16 protein-coding genes, 2 tRNA genes and 1 other RNA gene are annotated in these 23,893 nt (G+C 67.0%); 13 read left to right on the forward strand and 6 right to left on the reverse strand.

Translation table 11 applies throughout. From position 1 onward, the window contains the following. Nucleotides 1-11 precede the first annotated feature (11 nt). Nucleotides 12-464 (forward strand): ribonuclease HI, encoded by a 453-nt coding sequence (rnhA, locus tag VN11_RS04725; protein WP_014036151.1) that lies wholly within the window; start codon nt 12-14, stop codon nt 462-464. A 4-nt stretch (nt 465-468) separates the two neighbouring features. Beyond that, nucleotides 469-1,200 carry a DNA polymerase III subunit epsilon gene (gene dnaQ / locus VN11_RS04730; RefSeq protein WP_053448923.1) on the forward strand — a complete coding sequence of 244 codons (732 nt, stop codon included), beginning with the start codon at nt 469-471 and terminating at the stop codon, nt 1,198-1,200. Nucleotides 1,201-1,310: 110 nt separating this feature from the next. On the opposite strand, the gene VN11_RS04735 is transcribed toward dnaQ, so the two are convergent. Then, complete coding sequence (locus VN11_RS04735) at nt 1,311-2,015, reverse strand: PP2C family protein-serine/threonine phosphatase (RefSeq protein ID WP_008268107.1); 705 nt, start codon at nt 2,013-2,015, stop codon at nt 1,311-1,313. Nucleotides 2,016-2,180: 165 nt separating this feature from the next. Here VN11_RS04735 and VN11_RS04740 point away from each other — a divergent pair. Together VN11_RS04740 and VN11_RS04745 are read left to right on the forward strand one after the other, a co-directional pair. Further along, nucleotides 2,181-2,271: transfer RNA gene (locus VN11_RS04740), tRNA-Ser, on the forward strand. A 308-nt stretch (nt 2,272-2,579) separates the two neighbouring features. Continuing rightward, nucleotides 2,580-2,984 (forward strand): DUF6165 family protein, encoded by a 405-nt coding sequence (locus VN11_RS04745; RefSeq protein ID WP_053448924.1) that lies wholly within the window; start codon nt 2,580-2,582, stop codon nt 2,982-2,984. 49 nt (nt 2,985-3,033) lie between these two features. Here VN11_RS04745 and VN11_RS04750 read toward each other — a convergent pair whose 3' ends face one another. Beyond that, nucleotides 3,034-4,080 carry a glycosyltransferase family 9 protein gene (locus VN11_RS04750; RefSeq protein WP_053448925.1) on the reverse strand — a complete coding sequence of 349 codons (1,047 nt, stop codon included), beginning with the start codon at nt 4,078-4,080 and terminating at the stop codon, nt 3,034-3,036. A gap of 20 nt (nt 4,081-4,100) precedes the next feature. Here VN11_RS04750 and VN11_RS04755 point away from each other — a divergent pair, with 20 nt between their 5' ends. Genes VN11_RS04755 through VN11_RS04765 form a run of 3 tightly spaced genes read left to right on the forward strand, consistent with a single transcriptional unit; the run spans nt 4,101 to nt 6,003 of the window. Beyond that, complete coding sequence (locus VN11_RS04755; RefSeq protein ID WP_053448926.1) at nt 4,101-4,850, forward strand: 3-deoxy-D-manno-octulosonic acid kinase; 750 nt, start codon at nt 4,101-4,103, stop codon at nt 4,848-4,850. Beyond that, complete coding sequence (locus tag VN11_RS04760) at nt 4,850-5,617, forward strand: MBL fold metallo-hydrolase (protein WP_053448927.1); 768 nt, start codon at nt 4,850-4,852, stop codon at nt 5,615-5,617. Before VN11_RS04755 ends, VN11_RS04760 begins: the two co-directional genes overlap by 1 nt. Then, nucleotides 5,614-6,003 (forward strand): DUF4440 domain-containing protein, encoded by a 390-nt coding sequence (locus tag VN11_RS04765; RefSeq protein WP_053448928.1) that lies wholly within the window; start codon nt 5,614-5,616, stop codon nt 6,001-6,003. Before VN11_RS04760 ends, VN11_RS04765 begins: the two co-directional genes overlap by 4 nt. 78 nt (nt 6,004-6,081) lie before the next feature. Here the strand turns inward: VN11_RS04765 and ffs are convergent. Continuing rightward, nucleotides 6,082-6,178: signal recognition particle sRNA small type (gene ffs, locus VN11_RS21720), an RNA gene on the reverse strand. Between the two features lie 300 nt (nt 6,179-6,478). On the opposite strand from ffs, the gene VN11_RS04770 reads away from it, so the two are divergent. Both VN11_RS04770 and VN11_RS04775 read left to right on the forward strand, forming a co-directional pair. Next, a complete protein-coding gene (locus tag VN11_RS04770; RefSeq protein ID WP_049456890.1) occupies nt 6,479-6,796 on the forward strand; it encodes a DMT family transporter in 318 nt (105 codons plus the stop codon). Nucleotides 6,797-7,162: 366 nt separating this feature from the next. Continuing rightward, complete coding sequence (locus VN11_RS04775) at nt 7,163-18,049, forward strand: autotransporter-associated beta strand repeat-containing protein (RefSeq protein WP_053448929.1); 10,887 nt, start codon at nt 7,163-7,165, stop codon at nt 18,047-18,049. A gap of 57 nt (nt 18,050-18,106) precedes the next feature. Here VN11_RS04775 and VN11_RS04780 read toward each other — a convergent pair whose 3' ends face one another. From VN11_RS04780 to VN11_RS04790, 3 genes are all read right to left on the reverse strand, one after another. After that, a complete protein-coding gene (locus tag VN11_RS04780; RefSeq protein WP_053451250.1) occupies nt 18,107-18,550 on the reverse strand; it encodes a GNAT family N-acetyltransferase in 444 nt (147 codons plus the stop codon). 82 nt (nt 18,551-18,632) lie between these two features. Beyond that, nucleotides 18,633-19,754, reverse strand: coding sequence for a DUF3667 domain-containing protein (locus VN11_RS04785; RefSeq protein ID WP_053448930.1), 1,122 nt, complete (start codon nt 19,752-19,754; stop codon nt 18,633-18,635). Nucleotides 19,755-20,066: 312 nt separating this feature from the next. Continuing rightward, nucleotides 20,067-20,159: transfer RNA gene (locus VN11_RS04790), tRNA-Ser, on the reverse strand. Nucleotides 20,160-20,303: 144 nt separating this feature from the next. Here VN11_RS04790 and dnaX point away from each other — a divergent pair. The 4 genes from dnaX (at nt 20,304) to VN11_RS04810 (ending at nt 23,819) form a co-directional block, all read left to right on the forward strand. Continuing rightward, complete coding sequence (gene dnaX / locus VN11_RS04795) at nt 20,304-22,355, forward strand: DNA polymerase III subunit gamma/tau (protein WP_053448931.1); 2,052 nt, start codon at nt 20,304-20,306, stop codon at nt 22,353-22,355. A gap of 6 nt (nt 22,356-22,361) precedes the next feature. Next, nucleotides 22,362-22,682 carry a YbaB/EbfC family nucleoid-associated protein gene (locus VN11_RS04800; protein WP_004154630.1) on the forward strand — a complete coding sequence of 107 codons (321 nt, stop codon included), beginning with the start codon at nt 22,362-22,364 and terminating at the stop codon, nt 22,680-22,682. Nucleotides 22,683-22,792: 110 nt separating this feature from the next. Beyond that, nucleotides 22,793-23,392 (forward strand): recombination mediator RecR, encoded by a 600-nt coding sequence (gene recR / locus VN11_RS04805; protein ID WP_008267969.1) that lies wholly within the window; start codon nt 22,793-22,795, stop codon nt 23,390-23,392. 67 nt (nt 23,393-23,459) lie between these two features. Further along, entirely contained in the window at nt 23,460-23,819 is a 360-nt protein-coding gene (locus tag VN11_RS04810) for a histidine triad nucleotide-binding protein (RefSeq protein WP_053448932.1), read from the forward strand. The last annotated feature ends 74 nt before the right edge of the window (nt 23,820-23,893 follow it).

The raw sequence follows: 23,893 nt of genomic DNA on the forward strand, positions 1-23,893 counted from the left end.
CTGGAGTTGTATTGAAAACCATCGAAATCCACACCGACGGATCCTGCCTCGGCAATCCAGGTCCTGGCGGCTGGGCCGCGCTGCTGCGCTACAAGGGCCATGAGCGCGAACTGAGTGGCGGCGAAGCGCATACCACCAACAACCGGATGGAGCTGATGGCGGCCATTTCCGGGCTGGAGACGCTGACCGAGCCCTGCAACATCGTGCTCTACACCGACTCGCAGTACGTGCGGCAGGGCCTGACCCAGTGGATGCCGGGCTGGATCCGCAAGAACTGGAAGACCGCTGGCGGCGACCCGGTGAAGAACCGCGAGCTGTGGGAGCGACTGCATGCGGCCACGCTGCGGCACCAGATCGACTGGCGCTGGGTGAAAGGCCACTCCGGCGATCCGGACAATGAGCGGGTGGATACCCTGGCACGCAACGCGGCGATCCAGATCCGCGACTCCAGCCCGGTAAACTGAGCCCATGCGTCAGATCATCCTCGATACCGAAACCACCGGCCTGGAGTGGAAGAAGGGCAACCGCATCGTCGAAATCGGCTGCGTGGAGCTGTTCAAGCGCCGCCCGACCGGCAACAACTATCACCAGTACATCAAGCCGGACTGCGAGTTCGAACAGGGCGCGCAGGAAGTCACCGGGCTGACCCTGGAGTTCCTCGACGACAAGCCCGGTTTCGCGCAGATCGCCGACGAGTTCCTGGCCTTCATCGATGGCGCCGAGCTGATCATCCACAACGCGGCATTCGACCTGGGCTTCCTCGACAACGAGCTGTCGCTGCTGGGGCCGCAGTACGGGAAGATCACCGACCGCTGTACGGTGATCGATACCCTGGTGATGGCGCGCGAGCGCTTCCCCGGCCAGCGCAACTCGCTGGATGCACTGTGCAAGCGGCTGGGCGTGGACAACTCGCACCGTGCATTGCACGGCGGCCTGCTCGATGCGCAGATCCTGGGCGATGTCTACATTGCGCTGACCTCGGGCCAGGAAGAGATCGGCTTCGGCCTGGGCGATGAGGACGGCGGTGGCGCAGGTGCAGCGCTGCAGGCGTTCGATACCAGCAAACTGCTGCCGCGGCCGCGGGTGATGGCGACGCCATCGGAACTGGAGGCGCACGCTGCGCGGCTGGAGCGGCTGCGCAAGAAGGCCGGCCACGCGCTGTGGGATGGCCCGAAGCTGGAAGAACCCGCCAGCGCGTAATGCACTTGGGTAGTGCCGGCCGCTGGCCGGCATCTGCGTGATACGCGGTTTCCCGGTGAGCCGGCCAGCGGCCGGCACTACCGCATCCACGCATGGCGTGGATCTACGGGCTAATGGCAGCGCACCAGGATCACGCTGATGTTGTCGCGGCCGCCGCCATCGAGCGCGGCGGCGACCAGCGTGTCCACGCATTCCTGTGCGCTGGCGTCCTCGAACGCCAGGGTGCGGGCGATGCCGCGGTCGTCCACTTCCTCGGTGAGGCCGTCACTGCACAGCAGCAGCTGCATGCCCGGGCGCAGCTCACCGCTGGTGGTGGCCACGTTCAGATGCGCCGGATCGGTCACGCCCAGGGCCTGGGTGACCACGTTGCGATGCGGATGCGCGCGCGCCTGTTCGGCGGTCAGGTTGCCCTGCGCGACCAGTTCCTGCACCACGCTGTGATCCTGGCTGAGCTGGGCCAGCTGGCCATCGCGCCACAGGTAGGCACGGCTGTCGCCCACCCACGCCACTTCATAGCGGTTGCCCTGCACGCGCGCGGCAACGACGGTGGTACCCATCGGCAGGGTGTCGTTGCGCCGCCGCGAGGCGCGGATGATTTCTTCGTCGGCGGTGCGGATGGCCTGAACCAGCGGCGCGCCGCGGCGGATTTCGCGCACGATGGTTTCGCGCGCCAGCGCACTGGCTACTTCACCGCAGGCATGCCCGCCCATGCCATCGGCCACCAGCCACAGGGCCAGCTCAGTGTCACCGTAGTAGGTGTCCTCGTTGAGCTCGCGGCGCATGCCGGGGTGGGTGAGGTGTCCGAATTCGATCATGGTGGGCAGGGGCGGGGTAATGCTGGGGAGACGGGCATCATCGGGCGGCTGCAGGCATCCGGCAAGGCGTGCGCTCAGGAAATTTTCACTTGATTGGCCGCAATGACTTGTCGTCGGCCTCACTTCCTCGTATGATGCGCGTCCCCGGTCCGCCGGGGACCACCCGGAGAGGTGGCAGAGTGGTTGAATGTACCTGACTCGAAATCAGGCAGGCGTTTATAGCGCCTCGGGGGTTCGAATCCCCCCCTCTCCGCCAGATAAAGAATAAAGGGCTGCCGAAAGGCGGCCCTTTATTCTTTATCTGGCGTGGGACGCGCCGCGCTCTGCGCGTCGCCCCACACGTTGCTGCGCAACCTGTGGGCCCCTCCCTTTGCCGGCCTCTCCCCGCCCCTGTCGGGGCAGCCCCTCAACAGAGGGGCTTGTTGCTCCAGATGCATCGGTAGATCCACGCCATGCGTGGAGGCTGTTCCTGCCGAGCTGAACCATCCACGCATGGCGTGGATCTACCCATTCCGTCGCGAGCTGCGGGTTAAACTGCCTGCATCAACTGCTGGAGCTTTCCCCATGACCGCTGAAATCCTCGTGCCCGTTTCCTTTGGCGAGCTGCTGGACAAGATCTCGATCCTGCAGATCAAGTCCGAGCGCATTGGCGACGAGGCCAAGCTGGCCAATGTGCGCAAGGAGCTGTCGGCGCTGGAGAAGACCTGGATGGCACACCCGGCGGCGGTGAAGGACGTCGCCAAGCTGCGCGCCGACCTGAAGGAGGTCAACGAGCAGCTGTGGGACATCGAGGACGACATCCGGCTGAAGGAGAAGGCGCAGGCGTTCGACCAGGGCTTCATCGACCTGGCGCGCAGCGTCTACCTGCGCAACGACGAGCGCGCGCGCATCAAGAAGGCGATCAACCTGGCGCTCGGTTCGGCCTACGTGGAAGAGAAGTCCTACCAGGATTACGCGCAGCGCGCGTAATCCCGGCCAAGGGGGGCAGATCCACGCCATGCGTGGATGGGCCTGCCACTTACCCCAGGTGGTCGGCGACGTAGCGCTCGAAGGCGGCGATGCCGTCTTCGACGGTGATCAGTTCCATCACATCATCGAACTCGATCTTGGTGCCCCACTTTAGATCGGCGGCCTGCTTGGCGAGGTACTTGCGCGCAGCGTCGTCGTAGCGATCCACGCAGTAACGGCGGTCCGAGTACGGGCCGCTGCGGTTCGGGTTGCTGGCCGCGTGCAGGCCCAGCACCTTCGCGCCCATCGCGTTGGCGATGTGCATGGGGCCCGAATCCGGCGTCATCACCAGGTTGGCGCGGGCGAGCAGGGCGGGCAACTGCTTGAGCGTGTCCTTGCCGACCAGGTCCAGTGCCGGTGTGTGCAGCTGCGCCTGGATCGCGTCGGCCATGCTGCGCTCCAGCTCGCTGCGGCCTCCGCACAGCACCACCTGCCAGCCGCGCTGCGTCGCATGGTTGGCTACCGCAGCGTAGCGATCGGCATACCAGTTGCGGCGCACGTGGCTGGAACACGGCGAGATCATCAGCACCGGGCGGCCATCGTCCTGCCACTGCGCAGCGGCCCACTCATGGGCAGACGGTGGCACGGCCAGGTCCCAGCTGACCTCGGTCTGGCGCAGGCCCAGCGGCTCGCAGAAGCTGCCGATGGCATCGAGCACGTGGATGCCAGGACGGTCGGGGATGCGCTCGTTGATGAAGAGCCCATGCAGATCCTTGGAACGGCTGCGGTCGTAGCCGATGCGGCGTTCGGCGGGAATGAAGGCCGACAGCAGGTTGGCCCGGAACGCGACCTGCATCTGCAGCAGCGCTTCGAAGCGTCCTGGCGGCAGTTGCCTGCGCAGTTCCTTGACGCCGGCCATGCCGCTCTTCTTGTCGTAGGCATGGAAGGTGACGCCGGGCAGGCCATCAAGCAGCTTCTGGCCGACCTTGTCGATGATCCAGTGAATCGGCGTGTCCGGACGCGCAGCCTGCAGCGTGCGCACCAAGGGCACCACGTGGGTGACATCGCCGAGTGCGGACAGGCGCAGGAGGCACAAGGAGGAGGACGCTGATGCCATGTGTTGTTAGACTCAATGAAATGGTCGCATTCGACGCCAATGAAGCGCTGACGCCATGCCGCGAGGGTCGCGGCATCGGGGCCATTCTGTTCGACCGCGAGCGGCTGCGGCAAGCCGAGATCGGCCTGTTCTCGCCCCAGCATTGGGGCAGCAGGGCCCGCCCGGTGGGTGAAGGCGGTCGTGGCAGCGCCTGGTTCATCGATGCGCCGTTCGGCGCCAGCGTGCTGCGCCACTACCTGCGCGGCGGCATGGCGGCCCGGATCAGCCACGACCAGTACCTCTGGCGCGGCGCGGACCGCACCCGCAGCTTTGCCGAGTTCCGGCTGATGCGCGCGCTGCGCGAGAAGAAGCTGCCGGTGCCCCGGCCACTGGCGGCCTTCTACATGCGTGAGGGCCTGCGCTACCGGGCCGCGATCCTGATGGAGCGGATCGAGGGCGTCCGCTCGCTGGCCGACCGCGCGCTGGTCGCCGGCCGGGGCGCACCGTGGGAGGAGACCGGGCGGCTGATCGCCCGCTTCCACCGTGCCGGCCTGGACCATGCCGACCTCAACGCGCACAACATCCTGTTCGATGGCAGCGGGCACGGCTGGTTGATCGACTTCGACCGCGGGGTGATCCGCATCCCGGCCACTGCCTGGCGTGAACGCAATCTCAAGCGACTGCTGCGCTCGCTGATCAAGCTGCGCGGCGAGCGCAGCGTGGAAGACGTGCAGAAGGATTACGCGCGGCTGCGCCGCGCCTATGACATGGCCTGGAACCGGGGCACCTGATGGACTGGTCGTTGCGTTTCCTTGGCGTCGGCAATGCGTCGGCGGTCGAGCTGGGGTCGCCGATGTCGGTGATCGAGCGCGATGGCCGTCCGTGGCTGACCATCGATTGCGGCGGTGAAGGCCTGACCGCGTTCAAGGCGCACTACGGGCACATGCCGCAGGCACTGTTCGTCACCCATGTGCACCTGGACCACGTGGCCGGCTTCGAACGGTTGTTCGTGGACACCTTCTTCAACGCGCACCGGCGCGGCAAGGTGCGCCTGTATGTGCCCGCCACGGTGGTGCCGCTGCTGCACAAACGCATCGGCGACTACCCGAACGTGCTGGCCGAGGGCGGTGCCAACTTCTGGGATGCCTTCCAGCTGGTCGTGGTGGGTGAGGCGTTCTGGCACGAAGGCGTGCGCCTAGAGGCGTTCCCGGTGCGCCACCACTGGCCGGAGACGGCCTATGGCCTGCGCCTGCAGGGCGCGCTGACCTGGAGTGGCGATACCCGGCCGATTCCGGAGATGCTGGCCCGCTACGCCAATGACAACGAACTGATCGCCCACGACTGCGGCCTGCACGGCAATCCGTCGCATACCGGCGTGGACGACCTGGAGCGCGAGTACAGCGCGGAACTTCAGGCGCGGATGATGCTCTACCACTACGCCAGCGTGGCCGATGGCCAGGCGCTGGCCGCGCGCGGGCACCGCGTGGCGCAGCCGGGGCAGTGCGTGCCGCTGGCCAATCCCACTGCGCCGCACGTGCTGGCCCAGGACCCGCCGTGAGCGGTGCCGGCCAGCCCGCCGATGCGGCGCTGGCTGCCGAACTGGAGGCGCTGGAGCGCGCGCTGCATGCGCCGCAGGTGCGAGGCGATCGCGAGTCCCTTGCGGCCCTGCTGGACGAGGATTTCAGCGAGATCGGCAGTTCCGGGCAATGCTACGGCCGTGATGCGGCGTTGCAGGAGATCCCGCTGGAGCGTGAGCAGGTGTTGATCGAGTCGGAACAGTATGCGGTGTGGCTGTTGGCCAAGGATCTGGCCCAGGTGCGCTACCGCTGCCGTTATCACGTGGATGGCCAGGCGCAGCGCTGGGTACTGCGCAGTTCACTGTGGCGCCGGCACGGGCAGGGATGGCGGATGGTGTTCCACCAGGGGACGCCGGAGGCACGGTAGTGCCGGGTCGTGCCCGGCGAACGGCGCCAACCAAGGTTGGCAGCTACCAGAGCGGGGGCATCGCCCGAAAAGGCGATGGCCCCGCCGGCTGACCTCGGCGCCCGCGTCGATCGATACCGTTGCTGCCTTCCGGCCCTGGCGGAGTTTTCGACCTAGCGTCGCGAGGGGCCGACGGGGCCACCATAGAGACGTTGGCCGCCCGGTGGGCGGCCAGTTCACGGATCAGGGGAAGCAGCGCGCGATGCGCCGGAGACCACAGCCGGACTGCACATCAGCTGGCTGATGGCAGACGCGCATTCTAGCGCAGGCAGGCCCATCGGCGCCAGCTTCACGCACTGAATCGGCTGTAACCCGTTCCCGGCAACGGCGGCCGGGGCGCACCCCCGTTGCTAGAATGCCGGCCAGGAGGAACGACCTCCCCCACATCGGGACCCAATGACCAGGACGGCCTGGCCCTACCAAGAGGAGGGCCGTCATGGCCTGGATCTATCTGTTGTTCGCCGGCCTGCTGGAAATCGTCTGGGCCGTGTCCATGAAGCAATCCGAAGGCTTCACCCGGCTCACCCCGACTGTGGTCACGATCGTCGGCATGATCGCCAGTTTCTGGCTGCTGGCGATCGCCATGCGCAGCCTGCCGCTGGGCACCGCTTATACGATCTGGACCGGCATCGGTGCGGTCGGTGCGTTCGTGGTCGGCATCGTGTTTCTTGGCGAACAGGTCAGCCCGATGCGGATCGGCGCGGCGGTGCTTATCGTTTCTGGCCTGGTTTTGATGAAACTCTCCAGTAGCTGAGAGTTTATCCGGGCGGTTATATGCGCGCTCAGGGTGTTTGCCGTGAATAGGGAATGTGCATTTTCGGCAAAATAAATTCATTCACGTATTTTATTTGACGCACGTCATGAAAATAATGTGGGTGATTCACGCGGCACTGTCGGCGCCCGTCGCACAGTGCCGCCATTCGTCGAGCGGAATCGGGGAGTTTTCGCTCCGACGGATACGCTGACGCGTCGTCTTCGCTGCGCGCCCGCGTGAAGATGTGAAGATTTTCAGAAGTTAATGCCGCCAGGCCTTGTTCCCCCATCGGGAGCCGGGATGCGCCGCATCGTCTTCAAAAAACCTGCCCGCAGTGCCATCTGGTCTTTTCATGGAGATTTACCGATGAACCGCATTTACCGTCTGGTTTTCAATCGCGCCCTTGGCGTAATGCAGGTTGCATCGGAGGTCGCTCAGAATCCCGGCGGAAGTGCGGTTACCGCGAAGCGGCCACCACGACTGCGGGCGCATCAGCTGGCGGTCGCACTGGTGGCCACGCTGGCCAGCGGTTCGGCCTTCGCAGCGTGCACAGGCACCACGATCGTCAACTGCGACAGCTCCACCAACATCAACAACTACGCCAACCCGAGCAGCGGCCTGACGTTGAACATCGCCAGCGGCGCGGTGTTCAGCGTGCCTCTGCTGTTGGGCGGCAATGCGGTGACGTTGAGCGGCAGCAACACCACGGTCAACAACGCCGGCACGATCGATCCGTTCCTGACCGGTGGGCTCAGCCTGGCCGCGGCCGGCCTGGTGGTCGGCAACAACACCGCCGGTGGCAGCGCGATCACGGTCAACAACCAGACCGGCGGCCAGATCAAGGGCATCTTCAACATCGGTACTTTGCTGGGCTTCGGCGGCCAGGCGATAACCGCGCAGAATGCCGCAGGTGGGACCACCACGCTGGTCAATGATGGTGCGATTGGAATGTCGCTGCTGGGGGTAGGGCAGCTTGCGGATGCGACGTCGGTGGTGACCTATGGCGGGGCACAGGCCAACGTGACCAACCGTGGCAGCATCACCGGCCGTGTCGGCCTCGGTGCTTCGACAGGCAATACGTTCACCAATGCGGGCACGATCACCGGCAGTGTGCATCTGGGCGATTCCACCGGCGGCAATACCTTCACTGCCGTGGCAGGGTCCAGCGTGGTTACCGGTGGCGGCAGCGCCCCTGCCGGCGTGCTCGCTGGCGTAACCGGGGTCAAGGTCGCAGCGGCGGGCACGGTTGACGCAGGCATCGGCACCGGTGCCGCCAACAACACCCTGGTGCTGCAGGACAACGCCAGCAACAACGGGCCTGCGTCGAGCATAGGCTGGACCAACTACATCGGATTCCAGAAGCTGACCGTCAACAGCGGCACCTGGAACCTGCAGGGACCGTGGTCGGGCACGGGCGCGATCACCCTCGGCGGTGGCGTGGTGAACTTCAACAGCAACACCTCATTCGGTACCGGCCTGTTCACCGTCACTGGTGGTTCGATTGCGGCGAGCGGTGCGGGGCTGTCGCTGGGCAACAATTTCACCCTCAATGGCGGGCTGACCCTGGGCGGTGCCCAGGGCTTCGGCCTGGGGGGGCTGTTGTCCGGTACCGGCGGGCTGACGGTCAACAACACCGGCATCGTCACCCTGGGCGCCGCGAACCTGTTCAGCGGTGGCGTCAACCTCAATGCCGGCGGCCTGGTGCTGGGCAATGCCGGCGCGCTCGGCAGCGGCAGCCTGACCGTCGGTGGCAGCGCCTCGCTGGATACGACGGCCGGCTTCAACCTGGCCAACAACCTGGTGATCAATGGTGGCGGCGCGCTGAACCTGCTGGGCAGCAATGCGTTGTCATTGAACGGCTCGATCTCCGGTGCCGGCAATCTGACCAAGAACGGTGCCGGCACCCTGACCTTGAACGGCGCCAATTCGCTGACCGGCAATTTCAACCTGGCCGGAGGCGCGTTGGCACTGGGCGCGGGCGGCTCCCTGTCGCCCACCGGCGCGATCACGGTCGGCGTCGGCACCAGCCTTGACCTGTCTGCAGCGGGCAACCAGACCATCGGTTCGCTGGCTGGGCTCGGCGGCTCGGTCAACCTCGGCAGCCGCACGCTCACGCTCGGTGGGCTGGGCAATACCAGCTACAGCGGCACCTTCGCCGCAGGCACGGGTGGCCTGGTCAAGCTCGGCTCCGGCGTGCAGACCCTGTCAGGCGTCAACAACCTCAGTGGCGGCGTGGCGCTCAACGCCGGTGGCCTGTTGCTGGGCAACGCGGCTGCGCTGGGCAGCGGTGCGCTCAGCGTCGGCGGCAACGTGACGCTGGATGGCACCACGGGCGCGCTTGCGCTCGCCAACACGGTCAATCTGGGGGCGGGCAGCATCCTCAACCTGACCGGCAACCAGGCGCTGACGTTCAACGGCGTGATCGGTGGGACCGGCAGCCTGGTCAAGAATGGTGCCACCACCCTGACCCTCAACAACGCCAACACCTTCAGTGGGGGGCTGTCACTTGCTGCCGGTGGCCTGGTGCTCGGCAATGCCGGCGCGCTCGGAACCGGCGCCCTGAACGTCGGCGGTGCGGTGACGCTGGATGCTGGGTCTGCGCTGAGCGTGGGCAATGGCATCAACCTTGGCGTGGGCGGGCTGCTGAATGTGCTGGGCAGCAATGCGCTGACCCTGGGCGGTGCCATCGGTGGTACCGGCAGCCTGGTCAAGAACGGGGCGGCCACGCTGACGCTGGGTGGTGCGAATACCTTCACCGGTGGCCTGGCGATCAACGCGGGCAAGGTGGCGGTGGGCAGCGGCGGAAGCCTGGCCGCCGGCGGTGCGGTCAGCCTGGCCGGTGCCGGCGCGGACCTGGATATCTCGGCCGGAGGCAACCAGACCATCGGTGCGTTGTCCGGCATTGCCGGCAGCACCGTGACCCTGGGCGGCAGCACGCTCACCTTCGGTGATGCCACCAACCAGACGTTCGCCGGGGTGATCGGTGGCACCGGCGGACTGGTCAAGCAGGGAACCGGCACGCAGACGCTGAGCGGCGCCAATACGTTCAGTGGTGGCCTGAACCTGGCCGCGGGCGGCCTGCTGCTGGGCAACAACAGTGCAATCGGCAGTGGCGCGTTGACCGTCAGCGGAAACGGTACGCTCGATGGCTCGGCCGCACTGAACCTCGGCAACGCCATCAACCTGGGTGCGGCGCTGACCCTGCCGGGCAGCCAGAACCTCACGTTGGGCGGCAACATCACCGGCACCGGCAGCCTGACCAAGAACGGCGCCTCGCTGCTGACCTTGAATGGCACCAACACCTTCAGCGGTGGCCTGACGCTCAACGCCGGCAGCCTGCTGCTCGGCAACAGTGGCGCACTTGGCAGTGGCGTGTTGAATGTGGGAGGCAGCGCGTCGCTGGACAGCAGCGCGGCGCTGAACCTGGCCAACAACGTGGCCCTCGGCAGCGGGGCGGTGTTGTCGCTGCCGGGTTCGCAGGCGATCACGCTGGGCGGGGTGGTGTCCGGTGCGGGCGGCCTGGTCAAGAACGGTGCCAGCACGCTCACCCTCAATGGTGCCAACACCTTCGCCGGTGGCCTGACGCTCAATGGCGGCGGCCTGATGCTGGGCAATGCCGGAGCGCTCGGAAGCGGCCTGCTCGGCGTGGGCGCGAATGCCACGCTGGACAGCTCGGTGGCCTTGAACCTGGCCAATGCAATCGATCTCGATGCCGGCGCGCAGTTGAGCCTGACCAGCAACCAGAACACGGCCCTGGGCGGCCTGATCACGGGCACCGGCGGCCTGATCAAGACCGGTAGCGGCGTGCTCTCGTTGAACAACAGCAATCTCTTCAGCGGTGGCCTTGCGTTGAATGCCGGTGGCCTGTCGGTCGGCGCCAACGGCGCGCTCGGCACGGGAGCGTTGAACATCGGCGGCAACGTTTCGCTGGATGCCGGCGCTGCGGTGACATTGGCCAATGCAGTGAATCTGGGCGCCAACACGCTGACCCTGCCGGGCAGCAACAACCTGACACTGACCGGTGTGGTGGGCGGGACCGGTGGCCTGATCAAGAACGGTGCCTCGACGCTGACGCTGTCCGGAGCCAATACCTTCGTGGGCGGAGCCACGGTCAACGCCGGTACGCTCGCACTCGGTGCCGGCGGCAGCCTCGCCGCAGGCGGCGCCGTGGATCTTGCCGGTGCGGGTGCAACCCTGGATATCTCCGCGGCGGGCGCCAACCAGACCATCGGCGCGTTGAACGGCGTGGCCGGCAGCCAGGTCGCGCTGGGTGCGCAGTCACTCACCTTCGGCGGCGCCAGCAATGGCAGCTTTGCCGGCGTCATCGATGGCAGCGGCGGACTGGTCAAGACCGGCACCGGCGTACAGACGCTGTCCGGCGCGAATACCTTCGGCGGCGGTGTCGCACTGAATGCCGGTGGCCTGGTTCTTGGCAACGCGGGGGCGCTGGGAACCGGGGCGCTGGCGATCGGAGGCACCGCCACGCTGGACAACACGGTGGCGGTGAACCTGGCCAATGCAGTGAACTTCGGCATCGGCACGCAGCTGACGCTGGGCGGCAGCAATGACGTCACCCTGGGCGGCGTCGTGGCGGGCAACGGCAGCCTGGTCAAGAACGGTGCCGGCCTGCTTACCCTCAACAACACCAATACCTTCGGCGGTGGCCTGACCTTGAACGGTGGTGGGCTGGTGGTCGGCGCCAACGGCGCACTGGGCAGTGGCGCGCTGGCGGTGAATGCCAGCACCACGCTGGATGCAGGTGCCGGCGTCAGCCTGGGCAATGCGATCAACCTGGCCTCGGGTGTTGCGCTGACCCTGCCGGGCAGCAACACGCTGACGCTGGCGGGGGTGATCGATGGCGACGGCAGCCTGGTCAAGAACGGTGCCACCACGCTGACGCTGTCCGCTGCCAACACCTATACCGGCGGGACCACCATCAATGACGGCACGCTGGCACTGGGCCTGGGCGGCAGCCTTGCCGCGGCGGGGGATGTCACCCTGGGCAACGCCGGCGCCGCTTTCGATATCTCCGGTGCGGGCGGCAGCCAGACCATCGGCGCGCTCAATGGCGTGGGTGGAACCACGCTGGCGCTGGGGGGTAATTCGCTGACCTTCGGCACCGCCAGCAACGCCGCCTTCGGTGGCGTGATCAGTGGCAGCGGCGGCCTGGTGAAGGTGGGTGCGGGCGTACAGACCCTGTCCGGCGCCAACACCTTCGGTGGCGGCGTGACACTCAATGCCGGTGGCCTGGTGCTGGGCAACGACGCCGCGCTGGGTACCGGTGCGCTCACTGTCGGCGGTGCGTCGACGCTGGACACCACCGGGCTGGCCACGCTGGCCAACAACATCGCGCTCAATGCCGGGCTGACCGTGCTCGGTACCAACGCGTTGACCCTCAATGGCGTTCTGTCCGGTGCGGGCAGCCTGACCAAGGAGGGCGGCGCGACGCTGACCTTGAACGGCGCCAACACCTACACCGGCGGCACCAACATCAACGCCGGTACGCTGGCGCTGGGCGCCAATGCCAGCCTGTCGGCAACCGGCACGGTCAACCTCGCCACCGGCGCCACGCTGGATCTGTCTGCGGGCAACGGCACGCAGCAGTTCGGCACCCTGATCGGCAACGGCACGATCAACCTCGGCGCCAACGCGATCGAGGTGGGTGGGGCGACCAATGGCACCTTCAGCGGCTCGATCACCGGTACCGGTGGCCTGACCAAGGTCGGTGCCGGCACTGAAACCCTGACCGGAACCAACACCTATACCGGCGGCACGCTGATCAATGCCGGTACGCTGGCGATCGGCCCGGGTGGCAGCCTGGCGGCCACCGGTGCGGTGACGCTTGCTGCACCGGGGACCGGCTTCGACATCTCGACATCCGGCGCCGACCAGACCATTGGTTCGCTGGCCGGGGTGGCGGGCTCCAGCGTGAGCCTGGGCGCGCAGTCGCTGATTCTCGGCGGGGTGGCCAACAGCGTGTTCGACGGTGCGATTTCAGGCACCGGCGGCCTGGTCAAGAACGGAGCTGGCGTCCTGACCCTGGGCGGCACCAATCTGTTCAGTGGTGGCATTGCACTCAATGGCGGCGGCCTGGTGGTCGGCAACAACGCTGCGCTCGGCAGCGGCGCGCTGACCGTGGGCGGCAACGCGACGCTGGATGCATCGACAGGCGTCAACCTGGCCAACAACATCGGGATCGCAGCGGGTGTCAATCTGGATCTGCTGGGCAGCAACGCGCTGACGCTGGGCGGTGTGATTTCCGGTAGCGGCGGCCTGATCAAGAACGGTGCGGCTACCGTGACCCTGACTGGTGCGAATACCTACACCGGAGGCACCACCATCAACAGCGGCACGCTGGCCATCGGTGCTGGTGGCAGCCTGGCGTCGACCGGTGCGGTGAACCTGGCAGGTACCGGTACCCTGGATATCTCTGCGGGCAACCAGACCATCGGTTCGCTGGCCGGCGTGGCAGGCAGCACGGTGGCACTCGGTGGCAGCACGCTGAGCCTGGGCGGCACTGTGGACAGCACCTTCAACGGCGCGATCAGCGGCAACGGTGGCCTGATCAAGAACGGTGCAGGCGTGCAGACGCTCAATGGCGCGAGCACCTTCAATGGTGGCGTAACGCTCAATGCCGGCGGTCTGGTGCTCGGCAACGACGCTGCGCTGGGCACCGGCGCGGTAACGGTGGGTGGCAATGCCACGCTCGATTCGAACACCGCAGTGACGCTGGCCAACAACGTCATCCTCAACAGCGGGCTGACCGTACTGGGCAGCAACAACCTCACCTTCAACGGCAACCTGAGTGGCGCCGGCTCGCTGACCAAGGAAGGCGCCGCGACGCTGACCTTGAACGGCACCAACAGCTACACCGGCGGGACCTTCATCAATGCCGGTACGCTGGCGCTGGGCGCAGGCGCCAGCCTGCACGCCGGTGGCGTCGTCAACCTGGCCTCGGGCGCGACCTTCGATCTGTCGGCAGGCAATGGCACGCAGACCTTCGGCACCCTGATCGGCAACGGTACGGTGAACCTGGGCGCCAATACGCTGACGATCGGTGATGCCAGCAACGGCACGTTCAGCGGTTCGATCGGCGGCACCGGTGGGCTGGTCAAGGAAGGCAGCGGCACCGAGACCCTGACCGGCACCAACACCTTCACCGGTGGCACCACCATCAATGCCGGCACGCTGGCGATCGGCGCGGGCGGCAGCCTGGCCGCGACCGGCGCGGTGACCCTGGCCAATGCCGGTACCGCCTTCGACATCAGTGCAGGGGGCGCGCAGACCATCGGCTCGCTGGCCGGCGTGGCCGGCAGCACGGTGTCGCTGGGTGGCAGCACGCTGACCCTCGGTGGCGTGGGCAACACCACGTTCGCTGGTGACATCACCGGTACCGGCGGCCTGGTCAAGAACGGTGCCGGCGTGCAGACGCTCAGCGGCAGCAATACCTTCAGCGGTGGCGTGGCGCTCAACGCCGGTGGCCTTGCCCTGGGCAACAACAACGCGCTGGGAACCGGCACGCTGACGGTGGGCGGAAACACCACGCTGGACGGCACCACGGCATTGACCCTGGCCAATGGCATACAGCTGGCCAGCGGCACGCTGACCTTGCCTGGCAGCAACGCGCTGACCCTGAACGGTGCGATCGGCGGTGCCGGCGGCCTGCTCAAGGATGGTGCCTCGACGGTCACCCTGGGCGGTGCCAGCACCTATACCGGCACCACCACCATCAACAGCGGAACGTTGGCGGTGGCGGCCGGTGGCAGCCTGTCCGGTGCCAGCACGGTCAACCTGGCCGGTACCGGGACACTGGACATCAGCGCCGGCGGCAACCAGAGCATCGGTGGCCTGGCCGGCGTGACCGGGTCCAGCGTGCTGCTGGGTGGCGCAACCCTGAGCACCGGCGGCAACAACGGCAACACCACGTTCGGCGGTGTGCTCAGTGGTACTGGCGGCCTGGTGCAGGGCGGTACCGGCACGCTTACCCTGACCGGCAGCAATACCTACACCGGTGGCACCACCATCAATGGTGGCAGCACGCTGCAGATCGGCAATGGCGGCACCACCGGGTCGGTACTGGGTGACATCACCAACAATGGCAGCCTGGTCTACAACCTCGGCACCACCGCAACCGTGGGTGGCGTGGTCAGCGGCAGCGGCGGCCTGACCCAGGCCGGCAGCGGCACGCTGGTGCTGACCGGCAACAACACCTACACCGGCGGCACCACCATCAATGCAGGCGGCACGCTGCAGGTCGGCAATGGCGGTGCGACCGGCGCGATCGTCGGTGACATCAGCAACAACGGCGCACTGGTGTCCAACGTCGCCGGCAACACCACGCTGGGCGGCACCATCAGTGGCAGTGGCGGCCTGACCCAGGCTGGCAGCGGCACGCTGACCCTGACCGGCAACAACACCTACACCGGCGGTACCACCATCAATACCGGTGGCACGCTGCAGGTGGGCAACGGCGGTGCGACCGGTGCGATCACCGGCAACGTCGCCAACAACGGCAGCCTGGTGTTCGACGTGGCGGGCAACACCACCGTCGGCGGCGCGATCAGTGGCAGTGGCGGCCTGACCCAGGCCGGCAGTGGCGTGCTGACCCTGGTCGGCAACAACACCTACAGCGGCGGCACCACCATCAATGCGGGCGGTACGCTGCAGGTCGGCAACGGCGGTGCCAGCGGTGCGATCACCGGTGATATCACCAACAATGGCGCACTGATCTCCAACGTTGCCGGCAACACCCTGCTGGGCGGCACTATCAGCGGCAGCGGTGGCCTGACCCAGGCGGGCAGCGGCACGCTGGTACTGACCGGTACCAATACCTACACCGGCGGCACCACCATCAATACCGGTGGCACGCTGCAGCTGGGTAACGGCGGAGCAACGGGTTCCATCGTCGGTGACATCACCAACAACGGCTCGCTGGTGTCCGGCGTGGCCGGCAACACCACGCTGGGCGGAACCATCACCGGCAGCGGTGGCCTGACCCAGGCGGGCAGCGGCACGCTGACCCTGACCGGCAACAACACCTATACCGGCCCGACCACCATCAACGCCGGTGGCACGCTGCAGGTGGGCAATGGTGGCGCTACCGGCGCGATCGGCGGCAGCGTCACCAACAACGGCAGCCTGGTATTCAACGTGGGTGGAAACACCACCGTTGGCGGTGCAATCAGCGGCAGCGGCGGCCTGACCCAGGCCGGCAGCGGCACGGTGACCCTGACCGGCAACAACAGCTATACCGGCGGGACCACGATCAACGCGGGCGGCACGCTGCAGGTCGGCAATGGGGGCGCCAGCGGCGCGATCACCGGCAACGTCGCCAACAATGGCAGCCTGGTGCTCAACGTCGGCGGCAACACCACCGTCGGCGGCACCATCAGCGGCAGCGGCGGCCTGACCCAGGCCGGCAGCGGCACCGTCACCCTCACCGGCAACAACACCTATACCGGTGGCACCACCATCAATGCCGGTGGCACCGTGCAGGTTGGCAATGGCGGCGCCAGTGGTTCGATCACCGGCAACATCACCAACAACGGCGGCCTGGTCATCAACACGGGGGGCACCACGACACTGGGCGGCAGCATCAGTGGCGGTGGCAGCATCGTGCAGGCCGGCCCGGGTGGCCTGAACCTTGGTGGCAACAGCGGCGGCTTCAGCGGCACCGGCCAGGTCACCGGCGGTGGCCTCAATGTCACCGGCACCATCGGTGGCCAGTGGACCATCGGCAGCGGCACCGGCTTGTCCGGCACCGGCACCATCGGCGGTACCGGTGGTGGCGTGACCGTATCCAGCGGCGGCGTGCTGTCGCCGGGCAATGGCCCGGGCAACGGCAGTGGCACCGGCAATGGCGTCGGTACCATCACCATCGGTGGCAACCTGACCCTGTCGCCGGGCAGTACGCTGGGTATCGATCTGGGCGCCACCGGCAGTGACACAGTGCAGGTGGGAGGCAGCGCCAACGTGGGCGGCAGCACCGTGCAGGTGAATACCATTTCGCCGAGCACCAGCTACCAGCAGGGCCAGCAGTACACGGTGGTCAATGCGGGCGGTGGCGTCAGCGGCCAGTTCGCCGCGGCGACCACGCCGTCGGCCTTCTTGACCGTCACCCCGGTCTACACCGCGAACACCGCCAACCTGAAGATCGATGTGGCGCAGACCGCAGCGTTCACCACCGTGGCGAAGACGCGCAACCAGTACAACACGGCTGCGGCGCTGGACAGCCTGCCGCAGAGCGGTCCGGCGCTGGGCCTGTACAACACGCTGCTGATGTACGACGCCGGCACTGCGCGCAGCGCATTCGACCAGCTCTCCGGCGAAGTGCATGCGGCCAGCCGTGCGGTGCTGCTGTATGACAACTACCTGGAAGAAGGCATCCGCCAGCGCCTGGGCAGCGAGTTGCCCACCGTGCGTGGCGAGCGCGCTTCGGCGTGGCTGGCCGGCAGCGGCAAGGTGTTCAAGCAGGATGGCGATGGCAACGGCGACGAGATCCGTTCCAACCGCAATGCGGTGATGGCCGGCGTGGACTGGCAGCTGGGTGAGCACGTGGTGCTGGGCGCGGCCGCGGGTAGCGAGCGGTTGGATACACGCCTGTACGATCGCAACTCGCGTGCCCGCCTGCGCGGTACCACCTTCGGCCTGTATGCACAGGGCGAGTGGAACAACGGCTTCGCGGTGGGCGGCAGCGTGTCGCGCGGCGATTACCGCACGCGCACCACCCGTGAGGTGCCGTTGCTGGGCCAGACCCTGCACAGCCGCCAGGATTCGGATGTGACCATCGCCCAGGTGGAGGGCAGCTGGACCTGGACCCACGGCAGGACCCAACTGCAGCCGTACGTGCAGTTCACCAAGCACTGGGTCGACAGCGATCGTGCGACGGAGCAGGGCGGCAGCGCTGCGCTGGTGCTGGAAGGCGGCAAGGACACGCTCAATGTCAGCACGGTGGGCGTGCGGGGCCGCTGGGACGTGGGCAGCGGCGAGCGTTTCCCGGCACAGCTGACCGTCGGCCTGGGGTGGCAGCACGCCTCCGGTGACACCGACGTGGCCAGCCGCAACCGCTTCGCGGTGGGTGGCGATGCCTTCGACGTCTACAGCGCGGTGATGGCGCGCAATGCGCTGGTCAGCCAGGTCGGCGTGGCGGTCGGGTTGGGCCGCAACAGCCAGCTGTCGATGTTCGTGCAGGGCCAGCACGGTGATGGCCGCCGCGATGTCGGCGGGCAGATCAACCTGCGCGTGGGCTTCTGAGGGGAGTAGGCCGGCAATGGATCCACGCACGCCGTGGATCCGGGGCGGGGCGGAGGGCTATACCCTCCGCTCCATCTCCACGGCGTCGATCCCGGCGCCGTGACCATCGGGCACCACCCGTGTCACGTAGAAGCCGAGGCCGGCATAGAATCCTTGCGTATGCTGGCTGGTGCTGAGCGTGATGTGCGTGATCGACGAGTCCGCTTCGGCCTGGCGCAGGCGTGCCAGCGTCAGTTCGCGGCCGATGCCCTGCCGGTGCAGCGCTCGCTCGACCATGCCCCAGCAGAAGCCGGCGCTGCCATCGCCACGGCGTGTGATGCCGCCGCAGGCGATGACGCTGCTGTCGCGCTCGATGACCTGGAAGGCAAAGTCCACCGCCTGCACGAGCAGGAAGCGTTCGAAATCGCTGCGCTCTTCGGCGGCGAAGAACGTGGGCACGTTGCTGTCGAAGATCGACAGGCAGGCGCTGGCATCCGTGGGGCGGTAGAGGCGGAGTTTCATGCGCCCACGATAGACGATCAGCAGTATCAGAAGATCCACGCCACGCGCGGATTCAGGGGTGACACGCCATGCGTGTCTCCCCTCAGGCCGAAATGCCCGCCAGTACCGCGTACATCACCACGAAGGTCACCAGGAACAGGTACACGCCGCCGATGGCGAGGTAGCGCAGTACGGTGAACGCCTTGTTGCCGCCATACACGCGCTGCTGCATCCACAGCAGGTACACCGGAACCGCCAGCCACAGCAGGGCATACAGCCATTGGCTGAGCGTGGCGATCGTGGGTGATGCGAAGGCATTGCCGATGCCGGCGACGAGGAACGTTGCCAGCAGCACCATCATCAGCCAGCAGTGGCTGTAGAGGGCGACCACCAGGTGCTCGAGATAGCCCATCGGTCGACGGAGGTAGGCGATGCGCAGCACCAGTGCGAACACCGGCATCAGGAAGAACAGGGCGCCCGGCAGTGCGGTGAGGATCGCCTGCATGTAGAGATCAGCCTTGCCGCCCATGCGCTTGATGTTGGTGTTGCCGTTCTGCAGGCGCTTGTTGAGCCATCGGTTGGCGAACTGCGGCCAACCATCGAGGACGATGGGATTGCTGTCCGCATCCCAGGGTTTGCCGTTGACGGTGTGATCGAAGAAGGTGCCGTATCCGCCCGTGGTGGTTTCAGCAGGGGCGACGGAGCGGGTGCCCTCGAGCTCTGCCTTGCGCTGTGCGGCGGCAGCATTCACTGCAGCTTTCGCCATGGCGAAGCCGGCGTTGCCGGTGGCGGGGGAGCTGGCCTGCTGTTGGTCGATCAGCGCCAGCTGTCGTGCGCGTGCGGCTTCGACCTGTTCCACGGTGGTGGCCTTGGCGTACACCGAGTCGCGCCCGCCGCCCACACCGAAATCGTCGACGTGCACGAACAGCTTGCCGACGAAGAAGGTGAACAGCGTGAGGATGACGAACAGCCGCAGTGGCTGGACGTATCCCACCCGGCGGCCCTTGAGGTAGTTCAGCGCGATGCGGCCGGGCACCCAGAGGTCGCGCAGCGTGCGGAAGATGCGCCCGTCCAGGTGCCAGAAGGATTCGAACACTTCCTCGATGGCGTGGCCGACATGCTTGAGCGGGTTGTGCGCCGATTGCCCGCAGCGATGGCAGTAATGGCCATGCAGGGCGGTGTCGCAGTTCTCGCAGGCGGCGTGAGCGGTGTCGGTCGAGCTCATGGGCGATGGGCGGCATTGGGTGAAGGCGCCTACGATAGCGAATTTTCAGGTTTCGTTCAGTTTTGTTTGAGGGGCCGCGGGAGTGTGAAAGGCGACCAAGAGCATCCACGCATGGCGTGGATCTACGGATCGGTCTGGAGGAACAAGCCCCTCTGTTGAGGGGCTGCCCCGACAGGGGCGGGGAGAGGCCGGCAAAGGGAGGGGCCCAAAGGTTGCGCAGCAACGTTTGCGGCGAAGCGCGCGTAGCGCGTTTCGCGTCCCTCGCCAGATAAATAAAAAAGGCCACCCGAAGGGCGGCCTTTTTTATTTATCTGGCGGAGAGAGGGGGATTCGAACCCCCGAAGCGCGGTTTAGACGCTTACACACTTTCCAGGCGTGCTCCTTCAACCACTCGGACACCTCTCCGGATCCCTGCCATCGGCAAACGCCTCAGCAGGGGCGCAGATTCTAGCGGGCCGCGCGGCACTTCACAAGCACCCTGGTCAGGAACCTGCGAGGGGCGTGCCGGGGGCGAGGGGGCTGGACAGGCATGGCACAATGGAACATCCGATGGAAGACGGTGGCCTGATGTCCTATCTCGTCCTTGCCCGCAAGTGGCGTCCGAAGCGTTTTGCCGAGCTGGTGGGCCAGGAACACGTGGTCCGTGCGCTCAGCAATGCGCTGGACAGTGGCCGGGTCCACCATGCGTTCCTGTTCACCGGTACGCGTGGCGTGGGCAAGACCACCATCGCGCGCATCTTCGCCAAGTCGCTGAACTGCGAGCAGGGCACCAGCGCCGACCCGTGTGGCCAGTGCGCGGCCTGCCTGGACATCGACGCCGGCCGTTACATCGACCTGCTGGAGATCGACGCCGCGTCCAACACCGGTGTGGACGACGTGCGCGAGGTGATCGAGAACGCGCAGTACATGCCGTCGCGCGGCAAGTTCAAGGTCTACCTGATCGACGAAGTGCACATGCTGTCCAAGGCGGCGTTCAACGCGCTGCTGAAGACGCTGGAAGAGCCGCCGGAACACGTCAAGTTCCTGCTGGCCACCACCGACCCGCAGAAGCTGCCGGTGACCGTGCTCAGCCGCTGCCTGCAGTTCAATCTCAAGCGCCTGGACGAGGATCAGATCCAGGGCCAGATGACCCGCATCCTGGCGGCGGAAGACATCGAGGCCGACGACAGCGCGATCGTGCAGCTGGCCAAGGCCGCTGACGGCAGCCTGCGCGACGGCCTGTCGCTGCTGGACCAGGCGATCGCCTATGCCGGCGGCGCGCTGCGCGAGGACGTGGTGCGCACCATGCTGGGCACGGTCGACCGCACGCAGGTGGCGGCGATGCTGGATGCGCTGGCCGAGGGCGATGGCCCGCGCCTGTTGCAGGTGGTGGCCGCGCTGGCCGAGTTCTCGCCGGACTGGAGTGGCGTGCTGGAAGCGCTGGCCGAAGGCCTGCACCGTATCCAGGTGCAGCAGCTGGTGCCGGGTGCGGCCGTTGCCGAAGGCCTGGATGCCACCGCCTTTGCCGAGCGCCTGCGCCCGGAAGTGGTGCAGCTCTGGTACCAGATGGCCTTGAACGGTCGTCGTGACCTGCCGCTGGCGCCGAGCCCGCGTGCCGGCTTCGAGATGGCGGTGCTGCGCATGCTGGCGTTCCGTCCGGCCGCCGCGGTACCGCCGGTACCGAAGTCGGTGGAAGGTGCCGCAGGAGGCAACGTTGCCGGTGGTGGCAGCGGCGCCGGGACCCACGATGCGACGCCGGCCGCTGCCGCCGCTTCGGCAGGCCCGGCCGCGACGGTACAGGTGGCTGCCGCAATGCAGGCCGCACCGCGCGAACCCGATCCCGAACCTGAGCCGGCCCCGCAACCGGAGCCGGAGCCGACGCCGGAACCCGAGCCGGTGCCGGTGCAAGAGCCCGTGCAGCCGCCGCCGATGAAGGCCGACGTGGAAGCGCAGATGCCGCCGGCTGAGCCAGCGGCGAGCGACGACCTGCCGCCGTGGGCCACCGATGAGGCCGAGGCCCGCGACGAGGCGCTGGCGGTCGAGATGGCCGGCCCGGACGCGGCCATGGTGGCGCCCTGGCAGGAACCGCCGAGCCCGATGGCAGTACCTGCTGATGCGGAACCTGTCGAGCGGGAGCGCCCATTCCGCACCGAAGGCATCGTCATCGCCCCGGCCGAGCCGGCTACGGTGCGCGACGCCGCGCCGCTGGAAGGTGTCAGCGAACTGGCCAGCGCCGAGGACTGGCTGGATCTGGTCGCCAGCAGCGGCCTCAGCGGCCCTTCGCGACAGCTGGCCGCCAACGCCGCCTTCATCAGCTGCCAGCACGAGACCTTGAAACTGGGCCTTTCGCCCGGATTTGAATACCTGCGCTCCGAGCGCGCGCTGGCTGCCCTGGGCGAGATGCTGCAGAAGGCTCTTGGCCAGGCGCCGAAGATCGTGGTCGAGACCGTGGAAACCGAACACGTTCCGGCCGAGACCCTGCACCAGCGGGCCGACCGCCAGCGTGGCGAGCGGCAGCAGGTGGCAGAGGCCGTTTTCATGGACGACCCGGAAGTGCAGGTGCTGATCCAACAGCACGGCGCGCGGGTTGTTTCCGATTCCATCCGTACTTTTGACGAGTAAGACACCATGCGCGGAAACATCGCCCAACTGATGCAGCAGGCCCAGAAGATGCAGGAGAACCTGCAGAAGGCCCAGGAAGAAATCGCCAAGATCGAAGTGACCGGCAGCGCCGGTGGCGGCATGGTCAGCGTGACCCTGACCGGCGCCAAGGAGTGCCGCAAGGTGCGCATCGACCCGTCGCTGGCCAGCGACCCGGAAATGCTGGAAGACCTGATCGCGGCCGCCTTCAACGACGCTTCGAACAAGATCGATGCCGAGTCGAAGTCGAAGATGGGGTCGGCCACCGCCGGCATGCAGCTGCCGCCGGGCATGAAGCTGCCGTTCTGATGCTTGATATGGCACCCGGTTGTCGGGTGCCATCGACCGCGTAGAGTCGAGCTTGCTCGACTGCTTCAACCTCCAGTCGAGCATGGCTCGACTCTACAAAGCATGCCGCCGTGTCCGCACCCCTGCTTGAACAATTGATCGACGCACTGCGGGTGCTGCCTGGCGTGGGCCAAAAGACCGCGCAGCGCATGGCCTACCATCTGCTCGAACGCGAGCGCGAAGGTGGCCAGCGCCTGGCCGAGACCCTGGCGCTGGCGGTGGAGCGCATCGGCCACTGCGCGCAGTGCCGCGACTTCAGCGAAACCGAGCTGTGCCCGACCTGTGCCAACAGCAGCCGCGAACGCAGCCAGCTGTGCGTGGTCGAATCGCCGGCCGACCGCCTGGCCATCGAGAACGCAACGGGGTTCCGTGGCGTCTACTTCGTGCTGCAGGGCCGGTTGTCGCCGCTCGATGGCATCGGCCCGCGCGAACTGGGGCTGGAGCAGCTGGAGAACCGCCTGGCCGAAGGCGAGGTGCAGGAGTTGATCATCGCCACCAGCGCGACCGTTGAGGGAGAGGCCACCGCGCACTACCTGGCGCAGCTGGCGCGCGCGCGCAAGGTGCAGCCCAGCCGCCTGGCGCAAGGGCTGCCGCTCGGCGGCGAGCTTGAGTATGTTGACCGTGGCACGCTGTCGCACGCGTTCGGAACGCGCAGCGAGTTCCGCGATTGAGCAGGCGCTGGGCATGGCCCGGCGCGGCCGGCCTACAATGCGGACGACATCCCCGCCGAGGCCGACCATGAGCACCGAAACCCTCTTCAGCAAGATCATCCGTCGCGAGATCCCGGCCACCATCGTCTACGAGGATGACGAGGTGCTGGGCTTCAAGGACATCGCGCCGCAGGCGCCGGTGCATGTGCTGTTCATTCCGAAGAACGAGGTCATCCCGACCCTGGACGACCTGCAGCCGTCGCAGGCGCACCTGATCGGCAAGCTGGCACTGGCCGCGGCCGAGTACGCGCGCCGCGAGGGTTTTGCACAGGACGGCTACCGCGTCGTGATGAACTGCCGCGAGCATGCCGGGCAGACCGTGTTCCACATCCACATGCATCTGCTTGCCGGTGGACCGCTGGGCCATTTCGGTTCGCCGGGGCGCTGAATCCCCCGTCCACGCCCTGCGTGGATGAAAAAGGCCGCCCGAGGGCGGCCTTTTCCGTCATGCATGCCGGCTGG

The sequence above is a fragment of the Stenotrophomonas maltophilia genome, from assembly GCF_001274595.1.
GTDB classification, from domain to species: Bacteria; Pseudomonadota; Gammaproteobacteria; order Xanthomonadales; family Xanthomonadaceae; genus Stenotrophomonas; species Stenotrophomonas forensis.